The sequence below is a fragment of the Nocardia thailandica NBRC 100428 genome, assembly GCF_000308795.1.
GTDB lineage: Bacteria > Actinomycetota > Actinomycetes > Mycobacteriales > Mycobacteriaceae > Nocardia > Nocardia thailandica.
Genome location: NZ_BAGK01000238.1, coordinates 1 through 18,620, shown reverse-complemented (window position 1 = coordinate 18,620; position 18,620 = coordinate 1). Strand labels below are relative to the sequence as shown.

Below are 18,620 nucleotides of genomic sequence, written 5' to 3'. Positions count from 1 at the left end.
GCACGGCCCGGTTCCCGCGCGGGAACCGGGCCGTGCGGCGGTCAGAAGGTGCCGACGAGCACGGTGCGGCCCGAGCCCGAGGTGATCTCCACGCTGCTGATCGCGTCCGGGTCCGCGTCGACGGTGCGTTCGAGCCGGACCTCGGTGCCCGGCCCGGCGGACCACTGGTCCAGCTCGACGCGCTTGCCGCCGGTGTTGACGACCAGCCCGTACTTCCAGGTCCCGCCGTAGGCGGTCTCGGCGTAGGCGCACGTCATGACGAGCCGGGCGCGGTCGCCGTCGCGCAGGATCGTCACCTCGGCGCTGATCGGGGTCTGTTCCAGCGGCTGCAGCTGCCGCTGGGCCACCACCTGCTCGGCCACCGCGGGCGGGTCGTCGGAGCGGGTGACGGCCGCGGTGACCGGGATCGCGACCGCCACCGCGGCGGCCGCGGCCGCCAGGGCAGACCCGACGGTGACCCAGCGGCCCCGCCGTCGCCTGCGCTCGGCCGCGGCGGCCAGGTTCGGCACCAGGTCCGGGGGCGGCGCGTCCTCGCCCGGCGGCTCGATCATGGCCAGCGCGGTGCCCCGGTCGACCAGCGCGAGCAGGCCGGGCAGGCCCGCCAGCTCGGCGACGGCCTCGCGGCAGTGCGGGCACTCGGCCAGGTGCTCTTCGTATTCGCGCCGCTGCGCGGCGCTCAGGGAGCCGAGCACGTACGACGCGTCCCACGTGCTGTAGTCGTCGGCGAGGTCGGTCATCGGTTCGTCACCCCCATCTCCTGTAGGGCGAGGCGCAGCGCGCGCATGCCGTAGTGCAGGCGCGATTTCACGGTGCCCGGCGGAATGCCGAGTTCGTCCGCGATCTGCGCGGTACCGAGCCCGCGGTAGTAGGCGCGCACGATGACCTCGCGATGGTCCGTACTCAGCGTGCTCAGCGCGTCGGCGACCAGCCAGCTGTCCAGGGTGCGGTCGGCCTGATCGGGGCTGACCTGCTCCGGCGGGGAGTCGGTGCCGAGCTCACGGCGGTGGCGCGCGCTGCGGTACTCGTCGGTGGCCAGGTTACGTGCCACGGTGAACAGCCACGCGCGCGGTGAGGTGTCGGTCTGCTCCAGCACCGCCGGGCGCTGCCAGGCCCGCAGCAGCGTCTCCTGGACGATGTCCTCGGCCCGGCCGGGGTCCCGGACCAGGCCGAGGGTGAAGCGCCACAGCGCGGGAGCGTGCTCGGCGTAGAGCGCGCGCATCAGTTCGTCGCGACCGTCGTTCATCGGCGGCCCGGTTCACTGCTCGGGTTTCATGTGTCACTCCTGGAAGGTCTTCGTAGGAGTAACGGCCTCAGTTGCGCTCCAGTTCAATGGGGTGCGTCGCGAGCAGGGCCAGCGGGAGCGGCTGACGGCGCAGCACCATCGCCCACTGGTCGTGGCGGTCGGTGGCCAGCGGATCGCCGGGCAGCGCCGAGACGACCATCCAGTCCCGGTTGTCCAGTTCGCCGTCGAGCTGGCCCATCGACCAGCCCGCGTACCCGGCGAAGACGCGGATGCCCTCCACCAGCGGTCCGATGACCTCGGGGTCGGCGTCGAGGTCGACCAGCGCGATGCGGCCGTCGACGCGGCGCAGCCCGCGCACGTCGTCGGTCTCCACCCCGAGCCGCAGTGTGGCCAGGCAGAGCGCGGCGTCGCGCTTCACCGGCCCGCCGATGTACAGGTCGGCGGGATCCGCGGCCAGCGCCGCCCACTGCGGCAGCACGTCGGACACCGGCGTCTCGCTCGGCCGGTTCAGCACGACGCCGAGGCTGCCCGCGTCGTTGTGCTCGATGATGTAGACCACGGTGCGCCGGAAAGTGGGCTCGACGAGTTCGGTCGCCGACACCAGCAGACTCCCCGCGCGGACCCCGCCGTCCGGCCTGCGGGAATCACGGCGGCGGCCACCGCCGGGTTCGCCGCGAGCCTGGCGCTCGTCCGGGTCGTCTCCGCGTGCCACGTCAGTCATCATGACACTAAAAACGCGGCCCCGCGCAGCCCTGGTGCGCGGCGGTAGTGTCGCGTCATGCGACAGCCCGAGGTCCTCCTGGAAAACAGCGACGCCGTCTACGACTACTACCTGCGGCATCGCCAGAACCGGCTGCAGGCGCTGGCGGCTTACGCGCTGCTCGCCAGGCGGTACCGGCCGCGCGTCTTCTTCGCGGGCGGCGCCAGGGAACAGGTGCGTCAGCTGCTGCGCAGCAAGCGGCCGGTGATCTACTCGCTCAACCATCTGTCGCAGAGCGATCCCTACACCGTCGCCGCCGCGGCCTGGCGCTCGCCGCTGCGCTCGCGCATCGGGCGGGTCCGGGTGCTGGCCAAGGACGAGCTGTTCGTGGAGGCCGATCAGCGTCGCAAGGTCGACATGATGGGCGGCATCCCGGTGTTCCGCGGCAAGGATCACGGCATCCGCGCGGTCAACGCGGCCGGCCAGCAGATGATGGACGTCTGCGCGCGGCGGCTGGCCTCGGGCGACCACCTGGCGATCTTCCCCGAGGGCACCTGCAACGACGTCGACCCGACCCAGGTGCAGTCGGTCGGCAGCGGAATCGGGCACATCGCCTTCCGCGCGGCCAAGCTCGGGGCGCCGCCCGCGCTGGTCAGCCTGGGGATCAGCTACGGACCGCGCCTGGACCCGGGGGTCGAGCCGACCCGGGAGGAGGTCCAGTCGTCCGCGTTCTACTTCAACCCGCCGATCCTCGACCTGCCGCAGCGCCCCGGCGACATCGCCCGGCTGGTCAAGAGCGACCTGCAATCGGCGGTCGACGGCGCCGTGAAGGCCTACTGACTACAGCGGCAACCCGAACATCGTCCGCGACCCCTGCGGCACCAGCGAGATGTACTGGGGATGCTTGCGGATGAAATGCCCGACGACGGTGCACAGCGGCAGCACGCTGTAGCCCTCGTCCCGGCTGGCGTCCAGGGCCGCCCCGACCAGGACGTTCGCGTAGCCTCGGCCCTCGAAGCGGGGGAAGATCTCGGTGTGCACCAGCGCGCGTTCGGCGCCCGTGTCCTGGTACTCGACGTACCCGGCGGCCTGGCCGTCGGCGGTGAGCTCGAAGCGCTCGAGCGCGGTGTTGTTGCGGACCTCGGTCGCCATGCGTTGCACCGTATCCGACGCCGTGCGCCGCAGCCAGCGGCGCGCGCCTGCACCGGCCCGCCGCGGTCCGGCGTGGCCGCGCGGCCGGACCGATCCCTGGCGGGTTTCGGTGACAGGCCGGACAATGTCGGGATGACCCCCGCCCCCCGCGTCGTGCTCGCCCCCGACAAGTTCAAGGGCTCCCTGACCGCGCCCGAGGTCGCGGCGGCGCTGGCCGCGGGCATCACCCGGGTGCGCCCGGACATCGACATCCGGCGGGTGCCGGTGGCCGACGGCGGGGACGGCATGGTCGACGCCTTCATCGCGGCGGGCTGGCAGCGGGTCGTCGTCCCCGCGCCCGGTCCCACCGGCGCGGCCTCGACGGCGGTCTACGCCGTCCAGGGCACGACCGCGGTGATCGAGCTGGCGGCGGCGGTCGGCCTGGCCAAGCTGCCCGGCGGCAGGCCCGACCCGCTCGGCGCGAGCACCTTCGGGCTCGGCGTCGTGATCGCGCACGCCCTCGATCAGGGCGCCCGCGAGATCGTGCTCGGTCTCGGCGGCAGCGCCTCCACCGACGGCGGCGCCGGGCTGCTGCGCGCCCTCGGCCTTCGCCTGCGCGACGCGGCGGGGGAGGACCCCGGCGAGGGCGGCGCGGCCCTGGCCCGCGTGGTGTCGGTGGATCGCTCCGGCCTGCACCCGGCGGTCGCCGAGACCCGGTTCACCCTGGCCTGCGACGTGGACAACCCGCTGCTCGGCCCCGCGGGCGCCGCGGCGGTGTTCGCGCCGCAGAAGGGGGCGACCGCGGCACAGGTGGCCGTTCTCGAAGCGGCTCTGAGCAATTGGGCGGCCGTGCTCGGCCGCGGGTACGCCGAGGTCCGCGGCGCGGGCGCGGCGGGCGGCACCGGATTCGGCGCGCTGGCCGTCCTCGGTGCGCAGGTGCGCAGTGGGATCGAGGTGCTGCTCGAACTGCTCGAGTTCCCGAACCTGGTGTCGGGCGCGACGCTGGTCGTGACCGGCGAGGGCTCCCTCGACCATCAGAGCCTGCGCGGCAAGGCGCCCGTCGGCGTCGGCGCGGCGGCCAGGGCGGCCGGGGTGCCGGTCGTCGCGGCCGTCGGCCGGACCCTGTTGTCGCCCGGCGAGATCCGCGCCGCGGGTTTCACCGGCTGCTTCACCCTCAGCGCGCTGGAACCCGACCCCGCGCGCTCGATCGCGGGCGCGGCCGATCTGCTCACCGAGGTCGGCGAGCAGATCGCCCGGACCTACTTCGCCTCGCGCTGAACCGCCCTGTCCCGCAGCGATTCCGGCGGATCCGCGTGCCAGCTGCCCAGCAGCCGTAGCGATTCCTCGTCCGCCTCGGTCGCCGGGGTGAACGTCACCAGCGTGAGGTCGTCGTCGCCGGGCACCGGGAAACCGTGGAAGAGCACCGTCATCTCGCCGATCTCCGGATGCCGGATCCGCACCAGGCCCATCCCCTTGTCCGCCACCCGGTTCGCCGCCCACAGCGTCGCGAACTCGCGGCTGCCGACCGCGAGTTCGCCCACCAGCGCGGACAACTCCGGATCGCCGGGATGCCTGCCCGCCGACAGCCGCAGGAAATTGACCATCGACTCGGCCTTCTCGTCCCAGGCCACGTAGAACTCCCGGGCGGCGGGGTCGAGGAAGATCAGCCTCGCCGCGTTGGCCTGCGCGGCCAGGTCCCAGCCGACCGCCGCGAACAGGCTCCGGCACAGGTCGTTCGCGGCGATGATGTTCGTGCGGTGGTCCAGGATGTGGGCCGGGGTCACCGGCCAGGAATCCAGCAGTCGCTGCACGCCGGGATCGAGGCGCGCCCGCCGAGCGCGCGTGGTCTCCGGCCTGCGCCGGGCGGCGAGCCGGTTCAGATGCTCGCGCTCGGTGACGGTCAGCCGCAGGGCGTCGGCGACCGCGTCGAGGACCTCGTCGGACACCGCGCCGATCCGGCCCTGCTCGAGCCGGACGTAGTAGTCCACGCTGACCCCCGCCGCCTGCGCCACCTCCTCGCGCCGCATGCCGGGGACCCGGCGCGGGCCCGACCAGATCGCGGCGGGGTCCGGTGTCCGGCGGGCGCGCTGGGTGCGCAGGAACTCGCCCAGTTCGCGGTTTCGGGTCATCGGCCGATTATCGGCGATCGGCGGGTCGCCCGCCTGGTACTGCCGGACCCAGGCTCGCCCGGACCCCGGCCGGTCCGGGCCTGGCGGGCCGGGGCGGCGCGAACCGACGATGGTTCGGCCCGGACAGTCCGGGGTCGTCGAGAAACGGAGTCCCACCATGAGCACTCGGTCACTGGCCGGTCGCGTCGCCGTCGTCACCGGCGCGTCCTCGGGTATCGGCGCGGCCACGGCCAGGGAGCTGGCGGCCTGCGGCGCCGCCGTCGCGCTGCTGGCCCGGCGCAAGGAGCGCGTCGACGAGCTGGCCGCGGAGATCGTCGCCGCGGGCGGCGTCGCGCTCGCGGTGGCGGCCGACGTCACCGATCCGGACGCGCTGGCCGACGCCGCTGCCCGGATCGATCGCGAGCTCGGCACCGTCGACCTGCTGGTCCCCAATGCCGGTGTGATGCAGCCGTTCTCGCCCGAACAGCCGCGCGCCGACCTGTGGCGGCACCAGATAGACGTGAACCTCAACGGCGTCCTGCGCACCCTCGACGCCTTCGTGCCTGCCCTGCTCCGCGCCGCCGGCGACGGCGGCCCGGTGGACATCGTCGCCATCTCGTCGCTGGGCGCGCAGGTCGCCTACCCCGGTTACCACGTCTACTTCGCCACCAAGGCGGCCGTCAGCCATCTGGTGCGGAATCTGCGTACCGATTTGGGGCCCAAGGGCATCCGGGTCGCGGCGATCGAACCGGGGATGACCGGCACCGAGATCGGCGGGCACGTCGCCGACGCCGGCTTCGCCGCGCAGCTGGCGGCCATGGCGGGGGAGGTGTCCACGATGGAACCCCGCGACGTCGCCGAGGTCGTGGCCTTCGTGGCCGGGCGGCGCCGGGGTGTCAACATCGCCCAGCTGGCGGTGCTCCCGGTCGGGCAGCCCTACTGAGCCCGGGCGAGCCGGGGCGCCAGCTGCCCCCGGTGGCGGTCGCCCCAGTCCTCGAGCGGGCGAAGGGCACGGGCGAGGTCGGCGCCGAGTTCGGTGAGCGAGTACTCCACCCGCGGCGGGATCTCGGGATAGATCTCGCGGTGCACCACGCCCGCGTTCTCGAGCTGGCGCAGGTTCTCGGTGAGGACCTTCTCGCTCACCCCGGGCAGCAGGTCGCGGATCCGGCCGAAGCGCTGCGGTGCGCCGCCGAGCACCCACATCAGATGCAGTTTCCACTTGCCGCCGACCACGTCGATCGCCAGGCTCATGCCGCACACGTCGTGAGGTGCGTCACCGGAACTGTTCAACGGATCCTCCCGACCTCGTCACGGACCTGGGGGTAAGTCACCACACCCGCATGTGCGTACTTGTCGAGTCTACCTGCGCGGACGACCATCGGAACCGGCGCCGAACCAGTCCCGACGAACGAAGGAATCCGACATGTCCGACAACACGAGCTCCCGTTCGGTCTCGGTGCTCGGCCTCGGCCCGATGGGCCGGGCGATGGTCCGCGCCTTTCTCGACGCCGGTGTCGAGGTGACGGTGTGGAACCGCAGCGGCGACAAGGCCGACGCCATGGTCGCCCTGGGCGCGAAGCGGGCGGCCACCGTCGCCGAGGCGCTCGACGCGAACGCGGTCGCCGTGGTCAGCCTGACGCACTACGCGGCGATGTACGACGTGCTCGGCCAGGCCACCGACCATCTGGCGGGCAAGGTGATCGCCAATCTCTCCTCCGATTCGCCGGAGCACGCGAGGGCGGGGGCGGCGTGGGTGCGCTCGCACGGCGCCGAATTCCTCTCCGGCGGCGTGATGTCGGCGGGCGACAACATCTCCCACCCGGCGTCCTACATCTTCTACAGCGGTCCGCGTGCGGTGTTCGACGCCGTGGCCGAGCTGTTGCGTCCGCTCAGCCCGGCGGAGTATCTCGGCGCCGACGACGGCCTGGCGCAGGTGTTCTACCAGGCGCTGCTGATCACCTTCCATCCCTGGATGATCAGCCTGAACCAGGCCTTCGCCACCATCGAGAAGTCGGGCAACGACATCGCGGCCTTCGCCCCGTACGCGGTGCGCTCGGCCGCGGCCTATCCCTTCTTCATCGAGGAGTACGCGGCCGCCGCCCGGGCGGGCGGCTGGGGTGGGCTGGCCGAGCTGAAGATGATGGACGCGGGCGCGCAGCACATCATCGACGCCTCCGAGGAGGTCGGCGTCGACGCGACGCTGTCCCGTGTGGCGCAGGGAGTCTGGCGCCGGGCCATCGCGGCCACCGAGGAGGCGGGCGAGCCGGTGTCGGTCTACGGGCTGCTGCGCGGCGACGCGGCCTGACGGCCGGAGGGGCCGGAGGGGTCGCCCGCACAAAGTGAGAGCAGTGCTCTTGACATTGCGGGCGACGGGGTGGAGCATTGTTCTCAACAGAGAGCAGTGCTCACGAAGGAGGCGCGAAATGAACGCCGCCACCCGCTATATCGGCCCCTCCGGTCTCGACCCGGTCATGAACAAGTTCTTCAACCTGCTGCCCAAGCTGGGGATCAGCGTGATGGGTTCGCGGCTGCTCGCGGTCCGCGGACGCAAGAGCGGGGAGTGGCGCACGACCATGGTCAACCCCATGGCCACCGCCGACGGCGCGCGCTACCTGGTCGCGCCGCGCGGGCACACCCAGTGGGTGCGCAACCTGCGCGCCGCGGGTGGCGGCGAACTGCGGCTGGGCCGCAAGAGCGAGACCTTCTCCGCCGTGGAGGTCGCCGACGCCGACAAGACCCCGCTGCTGCGGCTGTACCTGGAGAAGTGGGGCTGGGAGGTCGGCCGGTTCTTCGAGGGTCTCGACAAGAACGCCACCGACGCCCAGCTGGCCGAGATCGCCCCCGGGTTCCCGGTCTTCCGGATCGGCTAGGCCCGGCCCGCCAGGAACTCGATCGCGGCGGCGTACCCCTGGATGCCCATGCCCGCCACCACGGCGGTCGCGATCGGCGAGATGAACGAATGGTGCCGGAACTCCTCCCGCGCGTGCACGTTGCTGATGTGCACCTCCACGATCGGCACCTCCGGAATGACCAGCGCGTCCCGCAGCGCGACCGAGGTGTGGGTCCAGCCGCCCGGATTGATCACGATCGCGGCGACCTCGCCGCGCGCCTGATGGATGCGATCGATCAGCGCGCCCTCGTGATTGGTCTGGAACGCGACGATCTCGCGGCCGAACCGGGCCGCGGTGCGCTCGCACAGCGCGATCACGTCGTCGAGGGTGTCGGCGCCGTACACCTCCGGCTGGCGGGTGCCGAGCATGTTCAGGTTCGGCCCGTTCAGGACGAGGATCGGGCCCGTGGCCTGCACAGCGCGTTCTGCCATGCAGGCCACCTTAATTCACAGGCCACGCGGACCCTCGGCGCGCAGGTCGTCGACCTTGCGCATGGCCTCGCGCAGTTCGGCGAGCCAGCTCTCGGCGTGCTTGCCCGCCAGCTTCACCGTCCAGGCCAGCGCGTCCGCGCGGGACCGGGCGACGCCCGCGTCGACCAGGGTGTCGAGCACCTGGCGTTCGGGCTGGCGCAGCCGCGTCATCACCGGGACCGACAGGTGGGTGAACAGGATGCGCTCGCCGTCGAGTTCGACGCCCCAGGCCACGCTGCGGCCGTAACGGCGCTGGGCCTCGTCGGCGATCTGCATGCGCGCGGGTCGCGTCGACTCGCGGAAGCGGGCCAGCGCCCCCTCCTTCGTCGCCGCGGGCACGTCGTTCTTGTCCGCCTGCTCGGGCAGGCGCAGCTTGCCGACGACCACGATCTCGTCGCGGTCGATGTCGATGGTGGGCGGTTCGGTGAACCAGTCGCCGGGCAATCGCCCGGCGAACCAGTCCGGGGCGTCGGCGGGGTCGGGGAGATCGGCCTGCTGCCAGCCGCCGGACTTGCCGAAACCGCGGCCGCGATGGGCGTTCTTCATGGCGGATCACCTGCTGTCTGTTGTGCAGTTATTACAGTGATTACAAGATTACACCGCTGCGACGGAATGGCCGATACGCTCTGGGTGAACAGGAGAACTGGTCGGTTCGCCAGGAATGACCGGGTCGCGCGCGGGGTAATCCCCCGTTGAATCGCCGCACCATGCGAGATTCGCACAACCGATCCTCCGGCCCGGTACGGTAAGCGCGCTAGTTGTCGCTACTGGCTGGGCGAGAGCCCGGAACCGCCCCCCGAGATGGGGAGATTTCGGGCACAATCGAGTTGCTGAGGATGGGTAACGTCCCGTGTTACCGGGGCATCGCAGGCAGGTCACGGTCCGGTACGGTGGTGTTGTTACCGGAGTGGCAAGAGTGAAGAGTGGGCGATATGGATGTGTGGGGATCCCGCCGCTTTCGCGTCCGGGGCGCAATGGCATTGGTGGGGGCAGCCGCCCTCGCTGCCGTCATGTGCTCGTGCGGGATCGGCGGGCAGCAGAGTGAACCCGAAACCCTCGTTTCGCGGTTCACCGATCTGCTCGACAAGAAGGATTACGCCAAGGCGGCCGACCTCACCTCCTACCCGACCGCCGCGTCCGCAACCCTGAAGCAAATGTTCGAGGGCCTCGACTCGGGCACCGTCGACTACCGCAAGACCCAGTTCATCGGGCTCGATCCGGAGTCGGGCATCTTCAGCATGGACGTCAGCTGGAACTTCGGCGAGAACAAGGACTGGCACTACACGCTCGAGGGCACCGTCCGGAAGCTGGCCATCGGCTGGCGCATCTCCTGGGACCCGGCCGTCGTCATGCCCCAGCTCACCAACAATCGCACCGTCAAGCTGGTGCGCACCCTGCCGAAGCCGCCGCCGAAGGTCACCGACCTGTCCGGCGAGGCGCTCATGACCGAGCAGACGCTCAACGTCATCAAGGTCGACCCCGCCCGCACCGGGGACCTGGTCGGGACGACCAACGCGCTCGCGGACGCCATCGAGCCGGTCGCCCCGCTCATCACCGGCCCCTCGCTCATGCAGCAGCTCGCCGCCGCGCAGGGGCAGCCGGTCGTCGCGGTCAACCTGCGCCAGGCCGACTTCGAGATCCTGGAGCCCCGCATGGCGCGGATCCCCGGCGTGGTCATGGAACAGCAGCCCAAGCTGATCTCCGCCGACCGCCGCACCTGGTCGCCCATGCTCGACGCCCTGCGCAAGGTCTGGCAGGACAGCCAGGAGGCGCACTCCGGCTGGGGCGTGCAGATCTTCGAACCCGACGGCAAGCTGGTCAACCAGATCGCCGGCTACCAGGGCCCCGCCGGGCCCGACATCTCCGCGACCATGGACCAGCGGCTCCAGCGCGCCGCCGAGGACGCGGTGGTCAGCGCCGGAACGGCCGCCGAGATCGTGGCCATCCAGCCGTCGACCGGCGCGGTCGTCGCGGTCGCGCAGAACACCTACTCCACCGAGAAGGGCCCGCTCGCCTTCACGGGGCTCTACCCGGCGGGCGACGCCATGGAACTGTTCCGCAACGTCGCCGCCGCGCTGAAGAACAAGGCACCGCAGGACGTGTCGGTGCAGGAGGCGGCCGAGGCGGCCACCGCGCTCGGCATCGGGGTCGACTTCAAGGTGCCCGGGCTCGACGAGGTGACCGGTCGCATCGGCACCGCGGGCCGCAGCGCCGAGCAGGTCCGCCAGGGCGGCGGCACCGACGCCGTGCTGGCCAGCCCCTTCGGGATGGCGATCGCCGCCGCGGCCATCGCGCGCGGCTCGCTGGTCCCGCCGATGATCGAGAACGGCCGCCCGAGCACGACCGAGACCCAGGCGCCCGCGCTGCCCGCGGCCGCGGTCGACCGGTTGCGCGGCATGCTGCACGAAGGTGTCGGCAAGCCGGACGCGGCGCCGGTGCGCGGATTCCGCGACGTGCTGGCCTTCCCGGCGACCGGCGGCACCGACGGCTGGCTCCTCGCCACCATGGGCGACCTCGCCTTCGCCATCCACATCGCCGACGTCGACAGCGGCAACGCCACCTCGCGCATGGCCAACGTCCTGCTCAAGTCGCTGGCGACGCCGGAGCCGTAGCCCTCAGCGCAGGGCGCGGATGGCGGCGCGCCAGCCGAGCAGGAACAGGGCGAGCACGCACGCGGCCACGATCACGAAGCTGACGGCGACACCCTGGCCGCTCACCGCGCGCAGGACCATGCCGCCGGCGAGCGTGCCGAGCCAGACCAGCACGCCCGTCGGCCACAGGGCCGTGCCGTCCAGCCGCCCGAACAGCCGGCGCGCGGTGACCGCGGCGACGGCCCAGCCGATGATCAGCCCGATCGCGAAGGGCCACACGGTCTTCGCGAGGCCGGCCAGGATCGCTTCGTCGTGGCTGCGCCTGCCGATGGCGCAGAAGACGATGACCAGAACGACGTCGACGGCGAAGGGGGCCACATTTCTCACAGAGAGAAGGTTAGTCACCGCTGATCTTGTACGCGCCGGAAGGGATATGCCCTGACCAGTGCAATCACAGCGGCCTGCGCTCCTCGAACTCCTTCTCGTACTCGGCATCTCCGGCCTCGGGCGTACGGAAGAGGAAGGCGAACACGATCCAGCCGACCACCGCGACGAGGATGAAACTCACCAGGCGGTAGACGAAGGCGGCGGCCACCGCCTGCGAGGCGGCCAGGCCCGCGGTCGCGGTGAGGCCGTAGATCAGCGTCGCGTCGACGTAGACGATGCCGCCGGGCGCGAACGGGATCGAGCCGACCGCCTTGCCCGCGGTGAACGCGATCAGCAGGCCGGACAGCTTGGGGTCGGCGCCCACCGCGTAGCAGGCCGCGCCGAGGCAGGCCACATCGGCGAAGCGGTGCACCAGCGCCCAGCAACCGACCAGGGTGGCGTCGCGGCGGCCGAGGTCGACCGACTCCAGCTGCCTGCGGATCTCGCCGAGCTCGGCGATCCCGGTGTCGGCCGGTTTCTTGCGCAGCCGGTTGACCAGGGCGAGGGCCCGGCGCAGCACGGCCTCGAGGGTGCCGGGATGCCGGGAGACGTAGTTGCCCGCGAACAGCAGCGCCCCGAGCGCCAGCAGCGAGACGATCAGGTTGACCCCGATCCGGTTGCCGACCAGCGCGGTGCCCGCGACGCCGAGCAGGGCCAGCCCGACCGCGGCGACGACGCCGGAGAACACGAGCTGCCAGGAGGCGACGATCGGGCTCGCGCCCCACTTGCGGGTCTGGCGGTAGGTGAACGCGGTGGAGAAGACCTGGCCGGCGGGCAGCGTCACCGACATGGCCGTGGCGCCGTAGACCACCGAGACCGATTTCCCCTGGCCGACGTTCACCCCGCCCGCGTGCAGCAGTTGCTTCTGCACCCGCCCGAAGCCGCTCATCGACAGCGCCTGGAACCAGACGCACAGCGCCAGCCATCCCCAGTGGATCTCGGTCAGCTTCTGCCAGGACTCGTGCAGCCGGGGCCACAGGTAGGCGCCTTCGGCGACGAGCAGGGCGACCAGCACCACGCCGAGCACCCATTTCAGCCACCGGAAGCGGCGGCGCGGTGAACGCGCGGCCGGTGGCGTGGCCGGTTCGCCCGCGAGGTCACCGTCGGCCGTCACCGGCTCAGCCTAACGAACGCGCCGGTTCGTCGAGGTCTTCGCCGTCGGCCGCGACAGCAGTCCCCTTCGGCCAGGCCAGCAGGGTCTTGCGGCGTCTGCCGCGTAGCTGAACCTCGTCGCCGGTGTCCCAATGTTCCTGCTCGCTTTCGTCGGCGAAGTACAGCGCGCTGCCCGAAGCGAGGACGCGGCCGGGTCGATCTTTGGCCAGTTCGGTGAGCCGGGCGGCCTCGTTGACGGGGTCGCCGATCACCGTGTATTCGAAACGATTCGCGGCGCCGATGTTGCCCGCGACCGCGAGGCCCGCCGAGACGCCGATGCCGATGTCGAGACCGGCCACCTCGCGCAACGCCTCCCGCAGTTCGCGGGCGGCGGCCAGGGCGGCGGTCGGGGCGTCGGGACGGTCGAGGGGCGCGCCGAAGATGGCCAGCGCCGCGTCACCGACGAACTTGTTGACGAAACCGTGGTGGTGGTCGATCACCTCGACCACCACCCGGAAGAACTCGTTGAGCAGGCTGACGACCTCGGTCGGCGGTCGCTCGGCCGCCGTCGCGGTCGAGCCGACCATGTCGACGAACAGGACCGCGACGAAGCGGGTCTCGCCGCCCAGCTCGGTGCCGTAGTCGAGGGCGCGCTGGGCGACCTCCTCGCCGACGTGCTGGCCGAACAGCTCCTGCAACCGCCTGCGCTTGGCGGCCTCGTCCATCATGCGGTTGAAGCCGACCTGCAGCAGCCCGATCTCCGAGCCGTCGAACACCTCGACCTGCACGTCCAGCGCGCCCGCCTGCACGCGGTTGATGGCCTGCGAGAGCTGGCGCACCGGGTCGGAGATGGAGGAACCGGTCAGCATGGACAGCGCCAGCGCCTGCATGATCACCACGCCGCACAGCAGCAGGATCGACACGGCCAGCGACTGCGCCGAGAACTTCACGTCGGACGAGATCTGGGTGACGCACAGCAGCACGATGGCGATGGTCGGCGCGAACGTGCCCATGCCCCAGGTCATGGCCATGCGGGTGCCGACACCGGGGGTGAGGGTGTGGTCGAAGGTGCCCTCGGTCAGCGCCTCGGCGGCGACCGGGCGCAGGATGCGTTCGCCGAGCATGTAGGTGAAGCCGAACACGATGGTCGCGGCCATGCACTCGGTCACGATGACCGCGCCCGCCAGTTCCGGCGACTCCACGATGATCAGCGCGGCCAGCACGCCGCCGCCGACGATCCACAGGATCAGGTGCAGGATGGCCTGGCGCAGCGGCGCGTGCAGCGCGGCCATCTGCTCCTGCCTGCTCGGCGGCCCGCCGCGCATCTGCCAGCGCATGACCGGGCGCAGCATCAGCGACGAGGCGACGACGCTGAGCACGCCCGCGACGCCGAACACGATCAGGGGCGCGATCAGCGAGTTCTCCCTGACGCCCCGCGGGTCGCCCTCGGGCACCGGAAGGCCGTACTGGATGAAGGCCCAGACGAGCACGGCGCCGAAGGCGTTGGCCAGCAGCATCGAGGTCAGATACAGCGGCCAGCGCGTTCGCATGGTCTGTTTGACCGCTTCCAGTGGCGCCGACACGATCACCAATCTAGCGTTCGGACCGATAGGCTCACGAACGTGACCGACCAGAAGACGGATTCACCTGCCGCCGTGTCCGCACTCCTGCGTGGGGACGCCGAGGCGGTGCACCCGCTCGTGCGCAAGGGCGCGGCGTGGAGCTGGCGGTTGCTCGTCATCTTCGCGGCGCTGCTCGCGCTCGGGATGCTGGTGCAGAAATTCGCCTCGGTGGTCATCCCGATGGCGCTGGCGCTGCTGGCCGCCGCGCTGCTCGCGCCGCTGGTCGACTGGCTGCAGCGGGTCGGTATCCCGCGCTCGCTCGGGGTGTTCGTCTCGCTGGTCGGGTCGATCGGCGTGCTGGCGGGCATCCTCACCTTCGTCGTGGAGCAGTTCGTCGACGGCGTGCCCCGGCTGTCCAACGAGGTCACCGACAGCGTCCACAAGGTGCAGGACTGGCTGATCAACGGGCCAGCGCACCTGAGCGACGAGCAGATCCGCAACGCGGGCGACACCATCGTGCGCACCATCCAGGACAACCGCGACGGGCTGACCAGCGGCGCGCTCACCACCGCGACCGCCATCGGCCACATCCTGACCGGCGCGTTCCTGACGCTGTTCGTCCTCATCTTCTTCCTGTACGGCGGCGACCAGATCTGGCATTTCGTCACCCGGATCATCCCCACCCCGCACCGGGAGAAGGTGCGCACGGCCGGTGAGCTGGGGTTCGGGACGCTGGTCGGCTTCGTGCGGGCCACCGTCGTCGTCGCCGCGGTCGACGCCATCGGTATCGGCGCGGGTCTGGCGATCCTCGGCGTGCCGCTCGCGCTGCCGCTGGCGTCGCTGGTGTTCATCAGCGCGTTCATCCCGATCATCGGTGCCTTCTTCGCCGGGTTCATCGCCGTGTTCATCGCGCTGGTCACCAAGGGCCCGGTCACCGCGCTGATCGTGCTCGGCATCATCGTCGCCGTGATGCAGCTCGAGGGGCACGTGCTCCAGCCGCTGCTGCTCGGCCGCGCGGTGAGCATCCACCCGCTGGCCGTGGTCCTCGCCATCGCCGCGGGCCTGGTCGTCGGTGGGATCGCGGGGGCGCTGCTCGCGGTGCCGTTCGTCGCCGTGGCGAACACGGCCGTGCGCTACCTGCTCTCCGACAGTCCGCAGGAGCTCTACAGCGAGCTACAGGGCGAGGATCGAAGACTCTATTCGGCGCAGGCCGACAACCCGGTGCCTGATCGTTTCGACGTGGCCGAGACCCTGCGCCGGGAGGGCGCCGGGGAGAGCGGCGCCCCGGATGCGGACCCACACCGCTGACCTCGCCGCCACCGAGGTGGCGACCGCGCCGCTGTGGCGCGCCGCCCAGGCCTTCCGCCTGGTCACCCTGCTCTACGCCGTCGGCCAGCAGATCGCGTCGGTGCCCTACTACGAGAACCAGCGGCTGAGCTGGGTGCTCGTCGCGGTGATGGCGATCTGGTCCGGGGTGTCGGCGCTGCTGCTGTCGCAGTGGTACTTCCCCGCCGCGGCGGCCCGCATCCGGGGCTGGGTGGTCGTCGGCGACCAGGTGGTCACCATCGCGCTCATCGCCTCGACCCGGCTCGTCGCCGACTACGACTGGTATCACGGCCATCAGACCCTGCCGACCACGCTGTGGATCGCCAACTCGGTCATCTCGATGGCGATCCTGCTCGGCCCGGTGGCAGGCGTGGCGTCGGGCCTGCTGATGTCCGCGGTCGTGGTGACGGTGCGCGAGCAGTGGGGACAGGACGTCTGGGGCGACGCCACCGCTCCGGTGCTCGTGTCGGTCGGCCTCGCGCTCGGGCTGGCCGCCGACACCGCCCAGCGCGCCCAGCGCCAGCTCGAGCGGGCGCTGCGGCTGACCGCGGCCGCCGAGGAACGCGAACGCCTGTCCAGGCAGGTACACGACGGCGTGCTGCAGGTCCTGGCCTACATCAAACGCCGCGGCACCGAGATCGGCGGAGCGGCCACCGAACTGGCCGATCGGGCAGGCGAGCAGGAGGTGGCGTTGCGGGTGCTGATCTCCGAGCAGGCCGCCCGCCCGGAGACCGACGCCGCCGAGGTCGACCTGCGTCCCCTCCTGACCGCCCAGGCCACCCCGTCGGTCTCGGTGGCCACGCCCGGCGAGCCGGTGCTCGCGGCGTCGTGGACGGCGAAGGAGATCGCCGCCGCGGTGGCCACGGCCCTGTCGAACGTGACCCTGCACGCCGGGCCGGGCGCGAAAGCCTATGTCCTGCTGGAGGACACCGGCGACGAACTGGTCGTCGCGGTCCGCGACGACGGCCCCGGCATCCCGGCGGGACGGCTCGACGCGGCCAGAGCCGAAGGCCGGATGGGCGTTTCGCGGTCCATCGTCGGCCGTATCACCGAACTCGGCGGCACCGCCGACCTGCTGACCGACGACGACGGCACCGAATGGGAATTCCGGATTCCGCGAGGGGACAGGAACAGTCATGGCTGACGAGATCACGGTCATGGTGGTCGACGACCACCCGATGTGGCGCGACGGGGTCTCCCGCGACCTCGCCGAGGCGGGCTTCACCGTCGCCGCCACCGCCGACAGCGTCGGCGCGGCGGGCCGCCGGGCCGCCGCCGTGCGACCGGCGGTGGTGCTCATGGACATGCAGTTACCCGACGGCAGCGGCGCGACCGCCACCGCCGAGGTGCTCCGGGTGTCCCCGCACAGCCGCGTCCTCGTGCTGTCGGCCTCGGCCGAACGCGACGACGTCCTCGACGCCATCAAGGCCGGGGCCAGCGGTTATCTGGTCAAGAGCGCGTCCGCGGCCGAGCTGGTCGACGCCGTGCGCGCCACCCACGCCGGGCAGCCGGTGTTCACGCCGGGGCTCGCCGGGCTCGTACTCGGCGAATACCGGCGGATGGCCACCGCACCGGCCGAACCGGACCGGCCGCATCGGCCCTCGCTCACCGACCGGGAGACCGAAGTCCTGCGCATGGTCGCCAAGGGACTGTCCGCCAAGCAGATCGCCACCCGCCTCGGCCTGTCCCACCGCACCGTGGAGAACCACGTGCAGGCCACCCTGCGCAAACTCCAGCTGGCCAACCGCGTCGAACTCACCCGCTACGCCATCGAACAGGGACTGGAATAGGGGTTTGCCCTGATGTCCGCGACCGCCCCCGCTGGCTACCCTCGATGACATGGGCGGTCCCGAATCCCTCTCCACCTCCGGCGCCCCCATCGGCGACCGTGACCTGCGCGTCTCCGATGCGGAACGCGAACACGTCGGCGAACTGCTGCAGCGGGCGGTCGGTCTCGGCATGCTCTCGCTCGGCGAGTTCACCGAGCGCATGGACACCGCGCTGGCCGCGCGAACCCGCGCCGACCTCAACGCGGTCCTCGTCGACCTGCCCGGGGTCCGGGTGTCCGGCGTCCCCGCCGCGCCCCGGCCACGTCCGGCGGCGGTGCGCCCCGGACACTCCGGGCACGACGTCATCCGCAGCAGGCTGTCGGGCGTGCAGCGGCGCGGCCCGTGGCACGTGCCGCCGGTCCTGCACCTCAACAACATCCTGTCCGGGGTGACACTCGACTTCACCGAGGCCGTCATGCAGACGCAGGTGGTCGAGATCCGGGTCGACGACGTGTGCAGCTCGCTGACCCTGATGCTGCCCGAGGCCGCGACGGTCGACCTCAACGGCCTCGATCTGATCGGCTCGAGTGCCACCAACAAGGTGCGTACCGGCCCGCCCATCGGCCCGCTGCACGTGATCGTGCACGGCCGCACCCGCCTCGGCTCGGTCACCGCCAAGCACCCGCTCATGGCCCAGTGGCGCAAACTCATGGGCTACCGCTGACGATCACGTAGTTCCCGGCCCGCGACCGGGGGTTTCTACTCATGGCAGCCCGCGGCCCCGCGCCGAGGATGAGTGTCATGAACACTTCTCTCGATCCGGCCCTGGTCGGCCGCCTCTCGGGCGAGTTCCGCACCCTCGCCGACCGGATGAACACGCTCGGCGGAGACCTGGCCCTGCTGCGGGATCAGCTGGTGGACGCGGGGGAGACGAGCGCGGTCGCCACGCCGCCCTCGGGTGTTCCGGTGGGCGCCTGGTCAGCGCGCCCGGGCACTACGTCCGAGCAGGACGAGTCGCCGGTGAGCGCGCGGGTGCCCGAAGGTGCCGAGCCAGCGACTGCCCCGACCACGGGCGGCGGGGACGGGTCGCCGGGCGCAGCCGATACCGGCTCCGGCCCCGGCGTGGTTCCCGAGCCGCAGCCGCTGTGGGGTGCTCCGCGGACTAGCGTGCCCGCGGCGGCGTCCGGGGTGATGCCGGTGCCGATGACGGGTCCGTGGGGTGGCCAGCGGCCGGAGTCCCATGGGCTGACGGGCGGTGCCGGGGCGGGACGTGAGGCGAGGGACACGGGCGCCTTCGCGGGCGGTGTATCA

General features: G+C 71.7%; 21 protein-coding genes and 1 pseudogene. 11 read left to right on the top strand and 11 right to left on the bottom strand.

What is annotated here, in order from left to right:
* Window positions 1-41 precede the first annotated feature (41 nt).
* From ON36_RS27365 to ON36_RS27355, 3 genes are all read right to left on the bottom strand, one after another.
* Window positions 42-737, bottom strand: coding sequence for an anti-sigma factor family protein (locus ON36_RS27365; RefSeq protein WP_043659483.1), 696 nt, complete (start codon window positions 735-737; stop codon window positions 42-44).
* Window positions 734-1,243: a sigma-70 family RNA polymerase sigma factor gene (locus ON36_RS27360; protein ID WP_043659480.1), complete on the bottom strand. Its 510-nt coding sequence runs from the start codon at window positions 1,241-1,243 to the stop codon at window positions 734-736. Before ON36_RS27360 ends, ON36_RS27365 begins: the two co-directional genes overlap by 4 nt.
* 67 nt (window positions 1,244-1,310) lie before the next feature.
* A complete protein-coding gene (locus ON36_RS27355) occupies window positions 1,311-1,955 on the bottom strand; it encodes a YqgE/AlgH family protein (protein WP_043659477.1) in 645 nt (214 codons plus the stop codon).
* 66 nt (window positions 1,956-2,021) lie between these two features.
* Here ON36_RS27355 and ON36_RS27350 point away from each other — a divergent pair, with 66 nt between their 5' ends.
* The gene (locus ON36_RS27350) at window positions 2,022-2,783 is read left to right on the top strand and encodes a lysophospholipid acyltransferase family protein (RefSeq protein ID WP_043659474.1); all 762 of its coding nucleotides are present in this window, start codon (window positions 2,022-2,024) and stop codon (window positions 2,781-2,783) included.
* Here ON36_RS27350 and ON36_RS27345 read toward each other — a convergent pair whose 3' ends face one another.
* Window positions 2,784-3,095, bottom strand: coding sequence for a GNAT family N-acetyltransferase (locus tag ON36_RS27345; RefSeq protein ID WP_043659471.1), 312 nt, complete (start codon window positions 3,093-3,095; stop codon window positions 2,784-2,786).
* Between the two features lie 132 nt (window positions 3,096-3,227).
* Between ON36_RS27345 and ON36_RS27340 the strand changes: the two genes are divergently transcribed.
* A complete protein-coding gene (locus tag ON36_RS27340) occupies window positions 3,228-4,352 on the top strand; it encodes a glycerate kinase (RefSeq protein WP_043659469.1) in 1,125 nt (374 codons plus the stop codon).
* On the opposite strand, the gene ON36_RS27335 is transcribed toward ON36_RS27340, so the two are convergent.
* Window positions 4,334-5,203: a helix-turn-helix transcriptional regulator gene (locus ON36_RS27335; RefSeq protein WP_043659467.1), complete on the bottom strand. Its 870-nt coding sequence runs from the start codon at window positions 5,201-5,203 to the stop codon at window positions 4,334-4,336. The two genes, ON36_RS27340 and ON36_RS27335, sit on opposite strands and share 19 nt — an antisense overlap.
* Before the next feature lie 157 nt (window positions 5,204-5,360).
* On the opposite strand from ON36_RS27335, the gene ON36_RS27330 reads away from it, so the two are divergent.
* Entirely contained in the window at window positions 5,361-6,125 is a 765-nt protein-coding gene (locus ON36_RS27330; protein WP_043659463.1) for an SDR family oxidoreductase, read from the top strand.
* On the opposite strand, the gene ON36_RS27325 is transcribed toward ON36_RS27330, so the two are convergent.
* Window positions 6,119-6,433: a winged helix-turn-helix transcriptional regulator gene (locus tag ON36_RS27325; RefSeq protein ID WP_052314395.1), complete on the bottom strand. Its 315-nt coding sequence runs from the start codon at window positions 6,431-6,433 to the stop codon at window positions 6,119-6,121. The two genes, ON36_RS27330 and ON36_RS27325, sit on opposite strands and share 7 nt — an antisense overlap.
* A 172-nt stretch (window positions 6,434-6,605) precedes the next feature.
* On the opposite strand from ON36_RS27325, the gene ON36_RS27320 reads away from it, so the two are divergent.
* A complete protein-coding gene (locus ON36_RS27320) occupies window positions 6,606-7,487 on the top strand; it encodes an NAD(P)-dependent oxidoreductase (protein ID WP_043659457.1) in 882 nt (293 codons plus the stop codon).
* Window positions 7,488-7,605: 118 nt separating this feature from the next.
* On the top strand, window positions 7,606-8,052 hold the full coding sequence (locus ON36_RS27315; RefSeq protein WP_043659454.1) for a nitroreductase family deazaflavin-dependent oxidoreductase: 447 nt from the start codon (window positions 7,606-7,608) through the stop codon (window positions 8,050-8,052).
* On the opposite strand, the gene aroQ is transcribed toward ON36_RS27315, so the two are convergent.
* Both aroQ and abmR read right to left on the bottom strand, forming a co-directional pair.
* A complete protein-coding gene (gene aroQ / locus ON36_RS27310) occupies window positions 8,049-8,504 on the bottom strand; it encodes a type II 3-dehydroquinate dehydratase (RefSeq protein ID WP_043659452.1) in 456 nt (151 codons plus the stop codon). The genes ON36_RS27315 and aroQ overlap by 4 nt on opposite strands.
* A 15-nt stretch (window positions 8,505-8,519) precedes the next feature.
* Window positions 8,520-9,089, bottom strand: coding sequence for an ATP-binding transcription factor AbmR (gene abmR / locus ON36_RS27305; RefSeq protein ID WP_043659450.1), 570 nt, complete (start codon window positions 9,087-9,089; stop codon window positions 8,520-8,522).
* A 428-nt stretch (window positions 9,090-9,517) separates the two neighbouring features.
* Between abmR and ON36_RS27300 the strand changes: the two genes are divergently transcribed.
* A complete protein-coding gene (locus tag ON36_RS27300; protein WP_052314394.1) occupies window positions 9,518-11,155 on the top strand; it encodes an NTF2-like N-terminal transpeptidase domain-containing protein in 1,638 nt (545 codons plus the stop codon).
* Between the two features lie 3 nt (window positions 11,156-11,158).
* Here the strand turns inward: ON36_RS27300 and ON36_RS27295 are convergent, their stop codons facing one another.
* From ON36_RS27295 to ON36_RS27285, 3 genes are all read right to left on the bottom strand, one after another.
* Window positions 11,159-11,521 carry a DUF3054 domain-containing protein gene (locus ON36_RS27295; protein ID WP_043659445.1) on the bottom strand — a complete coding sequence of 121 codons (363 nt, stop codon included), beginning with the start codon at window positions 11,519-11,521 and terminating at the stop codon, window positions 11,159-11,161.
* A gap of 64 nt (window positions 11,522-11,585) precedes the next feature.
* Window positions 11,586-12,674: a lysylphosphatidylglycerol synthase transmembrane domain-containing protein gene (locus ON36_RS27290; protein WP_043659442.1), complete on the bottom strand. Its 1,089-nt coding sequence runs from the start codon at window positions 12,672-12,674 to the stop codon at window positions 11,586-11,588.
* Between the two features lie 4 nt (window positions 12,675-12,678).
* Window positions 12,679-14,202, bottom strand: coding sequence for an adenylate/guanylate cyclase domain-containing protein (locus ON36_RS27285; protein ID WP_052314406.1), 1,524 nt, complete (start codon window positions 14,200-14,202; stop codon window positions 12,679-12,681).
* Window positions 14,203-14,274: 72 nt separating this feature from the next.
* Here ON36_RS27285 and ON36_RS27280 point away from each other — a divergent pair, with 72 nt between their 5' ends.
* The 5 genes and pseudogenes from ON36_RS27280 to ON36_RS34310 all read left to right on the top strand — a co-directional run.
* Entirely contained in the window at window positions 14,275-15,522 is a 1,248-nt protein-coding gene (locus ON36_RS27280; protein WP_043659439.1) for an AI-2E family transporter, read from the top strand.
* Complete coding sequence (gene macS, locus ON36_RS27275) at window positions 15,503-16,684, top strand: MacS family sensor histidine kinase (RefSeq protein ID WP_043659437.1); 1,182 nt, start codon at window positions 15,503-15,505, stop codon at window positions 16,682-16,684. The genes ON36_RS27280 and macS overlap by 20 nt, the downstream gene beginning before the upstream one ends.
* Window positions 16,677-17,330, top strand: a complete 654-nt coding sequence (locus ON36_RS27270; protein WP_043659435.1) for a response regulator — start codon at window positions 16,677-16,679, stop codon at window positions 17,328-17,330. Before macS ends, ON36_RS27270 begins: the two co-directional genes overlap by 8 nt.
* Before the next feature lie 88 nt (window positions 17,331-17,418).
* Entirely contained in the window at window positions 17,419-18,033 is a 615-nt protein-coding gene (locus ON36_RS27265) for a DUF1707 SHOCT-like domain-containing protein (RefSeq protein ID WP_043659581.1), read from the top strand.
* A gap of 77 nt (window positions 18,034-18,110) precedes the next feature.
* A pseudogene (locus tag ON36_RS34310) lies at window positions 18,111-18,620 on the top strand (hypothetical protein); the annotation flags it as partial.